This is a genomic window from Yersinia massiliensis (assembly GCF_003048255.1).
Lineage (GTDB): Bacteria > Pseudomonadota > Gammaproteobacteria > Enterobacterales > Enterobacteriaceae > Yersinia > Yersinia massiliensis_A.
The window spans coordinates 3979796-3994943 of record NZ_CP028487.1; the positions used below are offsets into that span (position 1 = coordinate 3979796).

Here is a 15148-nt window from a genome sequence, read left to right on the forward strand (position 1 = left end):
ACTTATGTAAAAACAAGGCCGGCGCGAAGCCGGCCTTAGCGATTACATCACCAGACGGCGAATATCCGCCATAATGGTCGCGATATACGCTGCGAAGCGAGCACCTGCTGCGCCATCGATCACACGGTGGTCGAAGGACAGAGACAGAGGCAGCATCAGACGTGGAGCAAACTCTTTACCATTCCAAACTGGCTTCATGGATGATTTTGACACACCCAAGATAGCCACTTCTGGCGCGTTGACGATTGGCGTAAACGCCGTGCCGCCGATACCGCCCAGACTGGAAATAGTGAAACAGCCGCCTTGCATATCAGATGCAGTCAGTTTGCCATCACGCGCTTTCTTAGAAATGACCGACAGCTCGCGAGACAACTCGACAATACCTTTTTTGTTCACGTCACGGAATACCGGAACAACCAGGCCGTTAGGGGTATCAACCGCCACACCGATGTTGATGTATTTCTTCAGCGTCAGTTTCTGACCATCTTCTGAAATGGAGCTGTTAAAGCGTGGGAACTCTTCCAACGCCTTGGCAGCCGCCTTCATCAGGAACACCAATGGGGTGATCTTCAGATCTTGTTTCTTCTTCTCAGCTTCGATGTTCTGTTGCTTACGGAAGGCTTCAACTTCAGTGATATCCGCTTCGTCGAATTGTGTCACATGTGGGATCATGACCCAGTTACGGCTCAGGTTCGCCCCAGAGATTTTCTGGATACGGCCCAATTCGACTTCTTCGATTTCACCAAACTTGCTGAAATCTACTTTCGGCCAAGGCAACATGCCAGGCAAACCGCCGCCTGAAGCTGCTGGAGCAGACTCAGCGCGTTTCACCGCCTCTTTCACGTAAGACTGAACGTCTTCGCGCAGGATACGGCCTTTACGACCGGTGCCTTTGACTTTCGCCAAATTCACACCGAACTCACGGGCCAAGCGACGGATAACCGGAGTGGCATGCACGTAAGCATCATTCTCGGTAAATTCGCCTTTGCTCTCTGCTTTCGCCGCTGGGGCTGCTGCTGGAGCCGCCGTTGCAGCCGGTGCTGCTGGGGCTGCGGCTTGCGGAGCTGGAGCCGAAGCGGCCGCAGGTGCTGCGCCTTCCACTTCGAACACCATGATCAGGGAACCGGTTTTCACTTTATCGCCGGTGCTGATTTTGATCTCTTTCACGATACCCGCGAAAGGAGCAGGCACTTCCATGGAAGCCTTGTCACCTTCAACAGTGATCAGTGATTGTTCAGCTTCAACTTTATCACCAACTTTCACCATCACTTCAGTGACTTCAACTTCGTCGTCACCGATGTCTGGCACTTCAACGTTTTTAGCCGCTGATGCCGCTGGCGCAGCAGGCGCTGCTGCCGGTGCTGGTGCAGCTGCTTGCTCTTCAGCTTTAGCAGGCGCCGCAGCGGCACCCGTTGCTTCGAAGATCATCATCAGCTTACCGGTAGCAACTGTGTCGCCAACGGCAATTTTGATTTCTTTCACCACACCCGCCTGCGGAGAGGGGACTTCCATAGAAGCTTTGTCGCCTTCAACGGTGATCAGCGATTGTTCCGCTTCAACGGTATCGCCAACTTTCACCATAATTTCGGTGACTTCAACTTCATCCGCACCGATGTCCGGTACATTGATTTCGATAGACATTTGTTCTTTACCTCTTATGCCAGACGCGGGTTAACTTTATCAGCGTCGATACCAAACTTAGTAATTGCTTCTGCAACTACGCTGGTGTCGATGTCACCGCGTTTAGCCAATTCACCCAGAGCAGCAACCACAACGTAAGAAGCATCAACTTCAAAGTGGTGACGCAGGTTCTCACGGCTGTCAGAACGGCCGAAACCATCAGTCCCCAGAACGCGGAACTCGCTAGCAGGAATGAAGTTACGAATTTGTTCAGCGAACAGCTTCATGTAGTCGGTAGAAGCAACGGCTGGCGCATCGTTCATCACCTGAGCCACGTAAGGAACACGTGGGGTTTCTGATGGGTGCAGCATGTTCCAACGCTCACAATCCTGACCATCACGTGCCAGTTCAGTGAATGAAGTCACGCTGTAAACGTCAGAACCGACACCGTAGTCGTTAGCCAGAATCTGAGCGGCTTCACGCACGTGACGCAAGATTGCGCCTGAACTCATCAACTGCACTTTGCCTTTGCTACCTGCAACAGTTTCCAGTTTGTAGATACCTTTACGGATACCTTCTTCTGCGCCCTGAGGCATGGCTGGCATGTGGTAGTTTTCGTTCAGCGTCGTCAGGTAGTAATAAACGTTTTCCTGCGCTTCGCCGTACATACGCTCCAGACCGTCATGCATGATAACTGCCACTTCGTAAGCATAAGCTGGATCGTAAGAGATACAGTTCGGGATAGTCAGTGACTGAATATGGCTATGACCATCTTCGTGTTGCAGACCTTCACCGTTCAGTGTGGTACGGCCTGAAGTCCCGCCAACTAAGAAGCCACGTGCTTGTTGGTCACCCGCCGCCCAGCACAGATCGCCGATACGTTGGAAACCGAACATGGAGTAGTAGATGTAGAACGGGATCATTGGCAGATCATTGGTGCTGTATGACGTTGCCGCCGCCAGCCATGAAGATGCTGCACCCAGTTCGTTGATCCCTTCTTGCAGGATCTGACCTTTTTCGTCTTCTTTGTAGTAAGCAACCTGCTCACGGTCTTGCGGGGTATATTGCTGACCGTTCGGGCTGTAAATACCAATCTGACGGAACAGACCTTCCATACCGAAAGTACGCGCTTCATCGGCGATGATTGGCACGATACGATCTTTGATAGATTTGTTCTTCAGCATCACGTTCAGTGCACGCACGAAAGCGATAGTGGTAGAGATTTCTTTATTCTGCTCTTCCAGCAAGGAACTGAAATCTGACAAGGCAGGGATTTCCAGCTTCTCGGTGAACTTAGGCATACGGGTTGGCAGGTAGCCTTCCAGCGCCTGACGGCGTTCGTGCAGATATTTGTACTCTTCTGACGCTTTATCGAAAGTGATGTATGGCAGTTTTTCGATATCAGCATCAGCAACAGGCACATTGAAACGATCGCGGAAGTGGTGAACCCCTTCCATGTTCATTTTCTTGACCTGATGGGCAATGTTTTTCCCTTCCGCCGTTTCACCCATGCCGTAACCTTTAATGGTGTGGGCTAGGATAACGGTTGGTTTGCCAGTGGTATCTTGTGCTTTTTTCAGTGCGGCAAAGACTTTCTTCGGATCATGACCACCACGGTTCAGAGACCAGATCTCTTCGTCGCTCATGTCTTTCACTAGTGCAGCAGTTTCTGGGAAACGACCAAAGAAGTGTTCGCGCACATAGGCGCCATCTTTAGATTTGAAGGTCTGGTAGTCACCATCCAGCGTTTCGTTCATCAGTTGGATCAGTTTACCGCTGGTATCTTTACGCAGCAGTTCATCCCAACGACCGCCCCAAATCACTTTCAGAACCTGCCAGCCAGCACCGCTGAAGATGCCTTCCAGCTCATTAATGATTTTGCCGTTACCGGTTACAGGGCCATCAAGACGCTGCAAGTTACAGTTGATAACAAAGACCAAGTTGTCCAGTTTTTCACGGGTCGCGATGGTGATCGCACCTTTAGATTCTGGCTCATCCATCTCGCCGTCGCCCAAGAAGGCGTACACGGTCTGTGCTGAAGTGTCTTTCAGACCACGGTGAGAGAGGTATTTCAAGAACTTGGCTTGATAGATAGCACTAATCGGGCCAAGGCCCATTGATACCGTTGGGAACTGCCAGAATTCAGGCATCAGTTTCGGGTGCGGGTAAGAAGACAGACCTTTACCGTGAACTTCCTGACGGAAGTTGTTCATCTGATCTTCAGTCAAGCGGCCTTCAAGGAAAGCACGTGCGTAAACGCCCGGAGAGATGTGACCTTGGAAGTAAACCAAATCACCGCCGTCTTTTTCAGTACGCGCACGGAAGAAGTGGTTGAAGCAAACTTCGTAGAAGGTAGCGGAAGACTGGAAGGATGCCATGTGGCCGCCCAAATCCAGATCTTTCTTCGACGCACGCAATACGGTCATCACTGCGTTCCAACGGATAGCGGAACGAATGTTACGTTCCAGTTCCAGGTTGCCCGGATAAGCCGGTTCTTCTTCCACTGGAATCGTGTTGATGTAATCACGGCTGGCTGAACCAGCAGCAACACTCACACCACCTTTACGGGCTTCGCCCAAGACCTGATCAATCAGATACTGAGCACGCTCAACACCCTCTTCACGGATAACCGATTCAATCGCCTGTAGCCAGTCGCGCGTTTCGATCGGATCCACGTCATTGTTTAAACGTTCTGACATGGTGGTATTCCTTATCTGTTTCTAATGGTTTATTTGGAGCCTATCTTCCTGTGCTTTAACCCCAGGCTAAAGCACGTGCCCTGGTGAAAACACCGGAAGATAGGCCCATCAGTTTAGTTGCCGCTAATGCCTCTCAAATGAGAGACATCACCCAAATGAATTGGCATTGCAGCGAATAAGCCTGCAATTTCAAATACAAAGGGTATAAAACGAGTTATTGAGGTTTTGCAGAGGCGCAACCTGAATGATTCGTTTCTAATCCTTGCGCTGTTGGAGCCGACGCAAAGATCGCTCACGGCGACTGTGCTCCCGACTGAGGTCCAACAGGATCTCCTCAATAAACGCCAAGTGACGGTGTGAAGCTTCGCGGGCCTTCTCTGGCTCGCGTGCCACAATCGCCTCAAAAATCCCGGCGCGGTGACTGCTCACCGTTGCCAGCATTTCGCGGCGCGAGTAAAGCAATTCAAAGTTTTGTTTAACGTTTTGTTCCAGCATTGGCCCCATGCAACGCAGTAAATGCAGTAAGACCACATTGTGTGCCGCCTCTGTGACAGCCACTTGATACTGCATAACAGCATCAGCTTCTGCATCCAAATCGCCACTATCTTGAGCTTGCTGAATAACAGTATGGCATTCACGGATGCGCTGAAGATCTTCATCTGTGCCACGTAGGGCCGCATAATAAGCAGCAACACCTTCGAGAGCATGACGGGTTTCTAACAGATCGAATTGTGATTCGGGATGGTCGGCCAGCATTTCAGCCAGCGGATCGCTAAAACTTTGCCACAGATTGACTTGCACGAACGTACCACCACCCTGACGACGCAGCAGCAGGCCTTTCGCTTCTAGACGCTGGATTGCTTCTCGCAAAGAAGGTCGGGAAACATCAAATTGCTTCGCCAACTCACGCTCAGGCGGTAACTTTTCGCCTGGGCGTAGCGTCCCTTCCAAAATCAGGTACTCGAGCTGTTGCTCGATAACATCTGATAATTTGGGTTGACGGATTTTGTTGTAGGCCATATGTGCTGTAAGCCGTATTGAGTGAATCGTCTCTGCGAATAGCGCGGAGTCAATTGGTAATACCAATTTCTAAAACGTGACGATAAAGTAACAAAGTATTCACTACCTGTCCATACGGACCTTGACCAAAATCATGAAACCCAGCACATTTTAACAACTTCACTGATAAAGCGATGCAAAGTGATAACGTACCGGTGGTAATACCATTACCTGACATAAAAGAGTTTTAACTTTTATGAAACGGAGATTTACGCAAGCTGAAGCGTTATAGTCATTTTATTTGTGAATTTAAATTCAATAAAAATGAATAACAAAACAATAAAAGCCCAGAGCAATCTGCATTCCCATATTTTCTGATTGAGTACTGGTTAGACCATGTTAGAAATGGCCTACTGGTGTTCTTTTATACAGAAACCGCGTATTACGACTCTTTCCCAAAACAAGAGCTTGATCATGCATCAACATTTTTCTTCTCATTTTGACTAAATAATCGCCGGTTAAAATAAAAAGCAGATGCAATAATTCTCACGTACCACTATTCTCTTTTAAACGGTAGCCAGATGAGAAAATCACACACAGAGCCACCGTAAACAAAATAATACAGATAATGTAATCAAAACCTTACGCATAGCAAAAGGCTCCTATCTATACCTAATAGATTTCAAATTGCTGCGAATACAGCAGCAACTTGAAGGTGACGGGATTGCCGGCTAGAAGTCACAACGACAGAGGATGCAACAATGAGTGTTCAACAAGAAGGTGCGGAGCTAAAGCGGGGGCTTAAAAACCGCCACATTCAGCTAATTGCCTTAGGTGGCGCGATTGGTACTGGGTTATTTCTGGGTATCGCGCAAACCATTAAAATGGCAGGCCCTTCCGTTTTACTGGGGTATGCAATCGGTGGCTTTATCGCATTTCTGATTATGCGCCAGTTGGGTGAAATGGTCGTTGAGGAGCCGGTAGCCGGTTCTTTCAGCCACTTTGCGTATAAGTATTGGGGTAACTTTGCCGGTTTCGCTTCCGGCTGGAACTACTGGGTTCTGTACGTGTTAGTGGCGATGGCCGAACTGACGGCAGTCGGTATCTATATCCAATACTGGTGGCCTGAGATCCCTACATGGGTTTCTGCCGCTGTTTTCTTCCTCGCCATTAATGCTATCAATCTGGCAAACGTCAAAGTTTATGGCGAGATGGAGTTCTGGTTTGCCATTATCAAAGTTGTTGCGATTATCGCGATGATATTGTTTGGCGGATGGTTATTACTGAGTGGACAAGGCGGCCCAGAAGCGACCGTGACTAACTTGTGGGCGCAAGGTGGTTTCTTCCCCAATGGCATCATGGGTCTGGTGATGGCAATGGCGGTTATCATGTTCTCCTTCGGTGGCCTTGAATTAGTGGGTATTACCGCAGCAGAAGCTGAAAATCCAGCCAAGAGCATCCCTAAAGCAACTAATCAGGTTATCTACCGTATCCTACTGTTTTATATTGGTTCTCTGGCAGTCTTGTTGTCACTCTACCCGTGGGGAAAAGTGGTCGAAGGCGGCAGTCCGTTTGTGTTAATTTTCCATGCATTGAACAGTAATGCCGTCGCTACCGTCTTGAATATCGTGGTACTGACGGCGGCATTATCGGTCTATAACAGCTGCGTTTACTGCAACAGCCGCATGTTATTTGGCTTGGCAAAACAAGGTAATGGCCCGAAATTCTTGTTAAAAGTCGATGGTCGCGGTGTTCCAGTGATTGCTATTGCCGTCTCTGCATTTGCTACCGCATTTTGCGTACTGATCAACTATCTGATTCCAGGCCGTGCTTTTGAATTATTGATGGCATTGGTGGTTTCCGCGCTGGTGATCAACTGGGCGATGATTAGCCTGGCACACCTTAAATTCCGTGCAGCCAAAAACCGTCAGGGGGTCATTCCTCAGTTCAAAGCATTCTGGTATCCGTTTAGCAACTACCTGTGCTTAATCTTCCTGACGGGGATTCTGGTCATCATGTATCTGACACCAGGTATCCAGATTTCAGTGCTATTGATTCCAGCGTGGATACTGTTGCTCGCGGTGAGCTATATCTTGAAGAACCGTACTCAGCGGGTAAAACGCTGATAAATGAAAAGGGCTGAGATCCGTATTTTGCGGAACTCAGCCCTATAAGTCAGTATTAACTGAACACTAATGACTTAATTAATATCTCGAGTAATCCATCGAAGCACATCCTTTCCTCCGCCATACCAATGGAAGTCACTCACATCATAAAAACCAACATCCTTACCTGCATGCTTAATTGAAATTGAATTTGGTGGTACTCCATCATGTGTAGTCCAACACTCTTTTTTGAGTGATGTATTGGAGTCTTTACTTCGATCTGCACCATTTTTCTTAAACCCAGTTCTAAATGAATCTTTAGTGATCTGTTGCTGGTTTAATCTATAAGTTAACTCCATTGGCTCCAATAATTCATTATCCATTGCGATGTCAATGTCCCACATTAAATTGGCATGATGTTCTTTCCCTAAATAGGTATCTCGGCAGGTTGAATCATCTTTACCATTAGAAGTGATGATCAAATTAAAACTGCGTTTAAGCTTAGCTGAACGCCATATATCTACCGGTCTTAATCTTCCTATATCAATGGATTGAGAGCTAACTTCGACACCCTTAATATTCTGATAGCCATGAGATTGAATCCTAACTTTAACTTTTTTATCTAGCCATCCAGATTGGTATTTAATAGCTGTTGATTGCAAATTGAAATTATTCCTAATCGTTTCATTTGCCAAACTAACACCTGTATTTTCATCTATTAATTCGACAGTGACAGCTTCCGGCGATCTGTACTTATCTGTATGTTTAGTAGACCAATCAACAACTAAGTTGTCACCGACAAAAACTGGTTTCCACGAACGGTGATCTGAAGAAATATTTCCTTTACTCATCGGTTTTATAATAGAAAGACTTATTTCTGGCTTACCATAAATCTCCTGTACATAACTGCTATATGTTTCCAGATAATAGTCATCTCCCACCACTTTAGCGTTAAGCTCTGCCCGCCCAGGATTTTGGGCTGTTACATTACTGCCATTTTTACTCACCCTCACGATGCTCTCATCTGAAGATGACCACTCTATTGATGGGGCATTTGAACTGCCGCTTGGCGCTTGAAGTGAAATTCTATCCGTAATTTTTGCCTGCATTGTTGATTGGCTAAAACGGATTGGGAATGACTTCTTATTTACAACCAACGCGTAGGTGGCCGTGCCCGCCTTGAAACGATCATCTTGTGCGGACTTAACTTTCACTTGCGTAGTGTTGGGTTTCTTCGTTGTGATTTCACCGCTTGTGGTATCAATAGTCGCCACTACGCTATCATCAATTTCCCAATTTAAGGTTAATCCATTAATATCCGCATCACTGTTTTCCACCATAGGTCTATGGGCGGCAATTTTTTCACCCCATCCTATATTTTGTAAAGAACTCAGGAACTTCAGTTGTGGATCCGCTCGCTCAACCTCAAGCTGATAATTGGCTGTCCCCATCGCATAGGTATTATCCGCCAGCGTCACCGCTGAAATATTCACGACACCCGCTTTAAGCAACTCAATATCACCCGTAGTGGCATCAACTTTCACGACATCCGTATTATCACTACTCCAGTGGGCAGTCACGCCACTAGGTAAGCCCTTTAACGGCTGATTTTGTTGCCGAGCTCTGTTATATATTTTCGTTAAGTATTTATTATCAAAACTCAATTGCGGAATAATATTCCCGACCAACAATTGTGGTTGTTGATTCAGATCATTGCCGTTAATGCTGGCAATAAATTTGGCATTTCCTTTAGCGGTAGAGGTCACTTCAGAACTATAAGTCCCATCCCCATGATCCTGCATTGGATTAGCTGTGAAACTTATTCCACTCAGATTATGGTTATCTCTTAGATTTACGGTCTGCCCAACTAATAAGTTGCCATATTTATCCTTCAGTGTGGCGGTTAATTTAGCCTTAGTATTACCACTGGCATCAATTCTGTTCACATCCACCACAAAATTAGACTGATCTGGTTCCACATCATTGGCCGTCGTGTAGACATCATTTGCAGCCATGACCTGTGTACGAATCCGCGCTTCCATTCTATATTGACCCAAACGGCTTGCCCTCAGTTTGGTTTCGGCCTTACCCGTTTGATCGGTATAGCTCAAGCTCTGGTATCGACCTTCACCTTGCGCTAAACGCCAGCTTACCGGGTGATTTTCCAACACGTTGTTATTGCCATCAACCACCGTAGCCGTATAGGTCACTTGCTCAGCATCATCAGCTTTAAATGAAGGGCGATCTACGCTAACCGTGTCAAATCTAGCGGTTGTTGCATCACCGATCAGTTTTAAATCCACAGCATTCGGGAAAGGCGTACCCGCAACAGAGACTATCATTGCATGGTGACCCGATTGGGTGCCTTTAACATTAACCAAATAGCCGCCAGATGGGTGAGCTTGAACCGTTATTGTCAAGCCGTGCTCGCCATCTTGAGGTGATGTCGTAATCTGACTTTGTAGATTGGGTAACGGGTTACCCTTGCTATCACGCAGATCAACCTGAATCGTAGCGATATCAACATTATCCGCAACGATACTGCCTTGCATTAACCGTATGCTCGATGTAGTGATATCCATCCCACCACTGGTAAATGTTACCGCTGTCGCCTGCAAACTACTTCCACCAACGGTAGCAGTGACAAGTGCATCCCCTTTTAGATCTCGGCTTATTTCAACTTCTGCAATACCCGCGCTATTGGTCAAGCTCATTAACTGGCCACCACTAATGAAGGTGTCACGGTTAACTGACCACATTACCGGAATATTAGCCCCTAGTGGGTTATTGTTGGCATCTTTGATAGTTGCTTGATAAGTAGCTTTAGCGCCGACAGTCAGCGGGCCTGTGTTTATCGGTTGAACGTTGGCAATCTTAGCGGTACGCACATCAGCAACGACCTTCAACTTTTGTTTAGCCAGCTCAATGCCATCAAGTTTAGTGACAATATCGCCCTCGCCCGCTTGAGTCGCCGTAATGGTAGCGGTATAGACCCCATTGGACACTTCGGTAAATTGCGTGGGAATGACCAGACCAGGGAAATTAGCCGCCGTCACTTGGATTTTTCCGCTTTGACCCACTAATGGGTTGCCATTCTCGTCATTGACCTTAACCGTCACTGTCGTCGTGGAAATACCATCTGCGACGAGATCCATAAGGGGCATACCACTCGAGGAGTGAGCGATGGAAATTGCCCCTGCCGTGAAGGTGACAGGCGCAGCTACCATTTCACTGGTGCTGCTCACGATAGCGGTCACCGTCGCGTTACCCGCTTGTTTACTGGTCAAATTGACTGTAGCAATTCCCGAGGGATTGGTTTTGGTTATTGCAATGAGCTCCCCTAGGTTGGTTCTCCAGCCCACAGAAACATTATCGAGACTAATATTACTATGAGCATCGGCCACTTGGGCTGTGTAGGTAATGCTATCCGTACCATTCGCGTTGGCCGTATTCTTATTTGCCGTAACTGATTGTAAAATAGCGGTTCTGTTATTAGCCTGTAAGGTCAGTGTCTGTGTTTGGCTAACATTGCTAGCTGCAGCTGTGGCAGTTAAATCTACCGACCCCTCTCTCATGCCAGAGACTGTGGCTTGATAAACACCCTTCGTGGTCGATTCAGTTATGGACCCAACCGTTACATGGTTAATTGGGAACTGAATCACTGTAATACCCGCAGCCAGACCAGAAACAGGGTTATGATTGGCATCACGCAGGGTAAATTTCAGCATCGATGTTGACTGCCCATCAGCAATGATAAGTTTTGGTTCTAACTGCAGGGATGAGTTGTTATTAACAGACGTTGCGGCAATAAACTCGGCCTGAGTATTTTCTTTCTGAACGTTCGAATGATTACCTGAGGTTAGCTGAGCATAAGCCGTGACATTACCCGCCTGAGTACCGGATAAATTTGCAGAACTTTGTCCTGAGCTATCAGTAATACTCCATGAATTATCAAATTTATTGATATTACTGCCCCAGCTTAGTGTCATCCCCGAAACTGGATTATCATTAGCATCTTTTACTTCAGCTCTGTAACGAATAGGACTACTGCCATCAGCAGTTACTTGGCTTGCGCCGTCAACTGAAATCAACGCAATTTTCGCGGTTTGGCGGTCAGCAGTGTAAGTAATGGACTGCGCGATATCTGTTCCAGCATTACCTAGCGTTGCACGAATTTGTGATGCACCCGCTATGAGAGAAGTAATATTGACGGTAGCTTTACCGGTGTGATCCGTTTGGCTCTGATTCGGGTTAATCGTCAGTGGATGCCCGTTCTCATCTGTCCAAACGATGGTTTCAGTCTTAACAGGGTTGTTATTAGCATCAATCACTGTCGCAGTATAAGTCACCATGTCACTACCATTGGCGACGTAATCACGCTGAGTTACAGGTGCTATAGCAATTGTTGCGCTATTGCTGTTCGCCATAAATTCGACATTGGCAGAAGAGGTTTCTCTCTGGCCATTAACCGATGCGTTGACTCTTGCATTGCCCGCCCTAATGCTAGACAAACTAACCTCAGCCACACCATTAACATCTGTGGTCGTGACAGCAGTGATGTCTTGTGTAGGAGCAAACTGGCCAAGGTTGGTTGCCCAATGAACCATGCTATTTGGCACAACGTGATCATGCTGGTCTTTCACGACGACTTGGTAAGTGACTTGTGCCAAACCATCTGCGATAGGCTTTGAATCACTCGGTGCTAACCAATCGGTAACTTTGGCTGTCACCATATCGGCAGTAAATTTCAGATTTTCTGTTGCCAGATTTAGGGCTAGATCGCCTTTCTCTACCTGAGCATTAATGGTGACATCACCGATGGCAGCGCTAGTCAGCGTAATCTGCGTTTCACCTAAATCATTTGTGAAAGTGCTTCCGGTGATAGGATCAAAACTCACTTGGTGGCCCGGAGCGTCCCAATTCGTTTTTTCATTCTTAATTGGGTTGCCGTTCGCATCAGTAATTTTGGCATTGAGAGTGATGCTATCGACGCCATTTGCCGCTGCAATTTTTTTGCTCATTGGCATTAACATAATTTTGGCGCTTTGCCGGTCAGCAATAAAGGTGACAACGTCTGCTGTATAAGGTTTTCCGCCAACTCTTGCGGTCACTTTAGCCTCTTCGGCTTTGGTACTCACCAGCTCAACAAAGGTTTCACCATTAGCATCCGTGGTCGTTGTGCTCCCCTGAATAAAGGTGCCGATATTGCTTAACCATTCAACCGCGGTTGCAGGAACCACATTTCCTTGCTTATCGGTTACCTTCAGATGATATGTGGCCTTATTGGCACCATTAGCAATCACCGGTGCTTTAGTCACAGTAAAGTTACTGGCATTTACCATCATGGTGCTGTTATCTGGCTTTATTTCTATCATACCCGCCTGAACAGGAGCGGAAGTACCGGTCTGCACCGTAATGTTGGCTGTTCCTGTCACCGTTGAACTAAAGTGATTTTCTGCAATTCCCTGAGCGTTTGTGATACTGGTAACATGCTCAAGACCTGGAGAATTTAAGTCGCTGCCCCAAGTCACCTCAATACCCTGTACCGGATGCCCCAGTGCATCAGTCACCAGAACTTCTAAACGAGTTTTATCTGTCGCATTAGCGATAATTGAAGGGCTAGAAATAGTGACGGAGGCACTACCATTAATTGTTGCACTAACGGAATCTGCAATTTGAGTTAGGATAATAGGATTCAGTTCAACCCCGCGAACAGTAGGAATAATTTCAAAACGCCCTACCGAACTGCTACTCGTAATGGAAGCTTCATAAACACCGGTTTGAATTTCTTGTACATCACTAATCACAACCGGCGGCACTAAATTAATGGCTCTCCGAGCGTGACTCGTACCCGAAAAGTCACGTATAGCAAAAGTAATATGGTTTGAAACACCACTGACCAAATTACCGTTATCGGTCTTTAACTGAAGTTGGATTACACTTCGGCTGATGGCATTAGCTGGTATTGTCGGAGGGGTTAATGAAATTAAGCTGTTTCCTGGATGAATATTCACATCAGTAACGTGAATATTTGTTGAGTTGGAAAATGAGTAATTGCCTTTTTTATCGACAGCTCGCCCTGCTAATACATAAGAATTAACCCCGCCATCGATATAAGGTGGCAGCATCACATGATAGGCCAAATTTCCTTGGTCGGTCACTGCACCACCCGCCCTAATCACATCAAGGGCATCCCACTCGATACGATCCAAACCATGGCGAGCGTTAGCGGTATAACTGATGGGTAAGACTTGTTTTTCTTTGCCTCTGATCTTGTCAGGTAAGTTTAGTGTCACTACCTGCTGTTTACGGTATTCCAATACAATATTATTATTGCGATCGACCAAATCCATCCGGCTACCGGCCAACGTCCTCGCTGCTTGCACTGATGCAGGATCTATCTGTTTTTTCCAAGGTGTATTGATTTCGTAATTGACGGCTAAATTCAACCCTGTCTTATTTTTCCCACCCTGACCAATAGTATGGTCAAGCGCCATACTGACTAATGGAAAAGGGGTATAACTTACACTCGCGGTTAAGGCCGATGGGTTTTTCTGCCGTTCATTAATGCCGAATAGAGCAACCTCATTTCCGAGGTATTGCTCATACATTAGTTTTCCGCCTAATTGTGGATAATGAGGCAAATAAGCCTCGGTGCGAATATCATAGCCATTAGCCGCACGCTCATCATAATCTTCCAGCTGATTGGAATTTTTCCATCCGCCAAAACGATAATAACCATTTGTAGATAGTTTCAAATAGTCTCGAGCAAGTTCGCCACCAACGCCGATACGCCGATGGGCATTACCTGATATTTGCTGATCAAGAAAAATGTTATAGCCTAACATCCAATCAGAAAAATAATGCCTCTGACCTATTCCCATATTCACAATATTACGTTGGTCAATACGACGAAAACCAAATTGGCTGAAAGTCAATTTCTCAGGTTGATCGTAGAGAGGGACAAGTAGATCGAACTCTGAACCGCTGAAGTCATTCTTGTCGTCAGCCTGTAATTTAACTTGGACTTTACCAATATGGCCTAACCATTCCTCGACAGATTTAGCCGTGGAAGTTAACAATAGGCCCTTAGCTAAGCGAGAAAATGCATCACCACGGCTCTCACTACTCAATGAACTGCCAACCTGGGACAAATGAGAAGCTACCAAAGACGCTTTTTGCGTCGATTTTTGCTCTTCTTCGTGGTTTGGAACATAAACAACCGCACCGTATTTTATAGCGTCAAAAGCGCTGCGACTGTTATATAAATTAATGTTTAACGCCCAAAGCTCATCCGCAGATAAGCCATAGCTCGAGGCAACCGATTCAAGTGTATCGCTGGGGGTGAGTGTATAAAGTTGCTTAAACAGCGATGTTTTTTTTGTTACATCGCTGTTTGCCTGAGTACTGAAACTCATCGTATACAGCGGAAGTGTACCCAATAATGTCTGTAAGACAATTTGAGTGTATACAATTATTTTCTTAAGCAAACCAAAGCACAAATAACTTTTTATGCCTTTAGACATATGGCTCATTCTAATATCCCTGTTGTATTGGCATAAATTAAAACGCAGTTAATTAAAATTAATTTCAAACTAAAGAGAAATAGATTTCGTCATGCGAAGGTTAACCAGCCAATAGTGATTAATTGGCTAAATAATATGGGAGTTAATGAGGTAGTCGAAATGAATAGATCGGAATTAATGGAAAATAAGACTGACACGT

The 15148-nt window shown here is 46.3% G+C and carries 5 protein-coding genes; 1 reads left to right on the forward strand and 4 read right to left on the reverse strand.

Features of this window, described 5'->3' with window-relative positions; all coding sequences use genetic code 11:
• Positions 1 to 42 precede the first annotated feature (42 nt).
• From aceF to pdhR, 3 genes are all read right to left on the reverse strand, one after another.
• Complete coding sequence (gene aceF / locus DA391_RS18525) at positions 43 to 1641, reverse strand: pyruvate dehydrogenase complex dihydrolipoyllysine-residue acetyltransferase (protein ID WP_050080253.1); 1599 nt, start codon at positions 1639 to 1641, stop codon at positions 43 to 45.
• Between the two features lie 14 nt (positions 1642 to 1655).
• Positions 1656 to 4319, reverse strand: coding sequence for a pyruvate dehydrogenase (acetyl-transferring), homodimeric type (aceE, locus tag DA391_RS18530; protein ID WP_057642496.1), 2664 nt, complete (start codon positions 4317 to 4319; stop codon positions 1656 to 1658).
• A gap of 255 nt (positions 4320 to 4574) precedes the next feature.
• Positions 4575 to 5339, reverse strand: coding sequence for a pyruvate dehydrogenase complex transcriptional repressor PdhR (gene pdhR / locus DA391_RS18535; protein WP_019211060.1), 765 nt, complete (start codon positions 5337 to 5339; stop codon positions 4575 to 4577).
• A gap of 740 nt (positions 5340 to 6079) precedes the next feature.
• Here pdhR and DA391_RS18540 point away from each other — a divergent pair.
• Positions 6080 to 7444: an amino acid permease gene (locus DA391_RS18540; protein WP_050080249.1), complete on the forward strand. Its 1365-nt coding sequence runs from the start codon at positions 6080 to 6082 to the stop codon at positions 7442 to 7444.
• A gap of 74 nt (positions 7445 to 7518) precedes the next feature.
• Here DA391_RS18540 and DA391_RS18545 read toward each other — a convergent pair whose 3' ends face one another.
• Complete coding sequence (locus DA391_RS18545) at positions 7519 to 14958, reverse strand: Ig-like domain-containing protein (protein ID WP_098904191.1); 7440 nt, start codon at positions 14956 to 14958, stop codon at positions 7519 to 7521.
• Positions 14959 to 15148 lie beyond the last annotated feature (190 nt).

Excerpts from the sequence above, each read along its gene's own strand:
- aceF (WP_050080253.1), bottom strand. The coding sequence starts at position 1,641 with ATGTCTATCGAAATCAATGTACCGGACATCGGTGCGGATGAAGTTGAA.
- aceE (WP_057642496.1), bottom strand. The coding sequence starts at position 4,319 with ATGTCAGAACGTTTAAACAATGACGTGGATCCGATCGAAACGCGCGAC.
- pdhR (WP_019211060.1), bottom strand. The coding sequence starts at position 5,339 with ATGGCCTACAACAAAATCCGTCAACCCAAATTATCAGATGTTATCGAG.
- DA391_RS18540 (WP_050080249.1), top strand. The coding sequence starts at position 6,080 with ATGAGTGTTCAACAAGAAGGTGCGGAGCTAAAGCGGGGGCTTAAAAAC.
- DA391_RS18545 (WP_098904191.1), bottom strand. The coding sequence starts at position 14,958 with ATGAGCCATATGTCTAAAGGCATAAAAAGTTATTTGTGCTTTGGTTTG.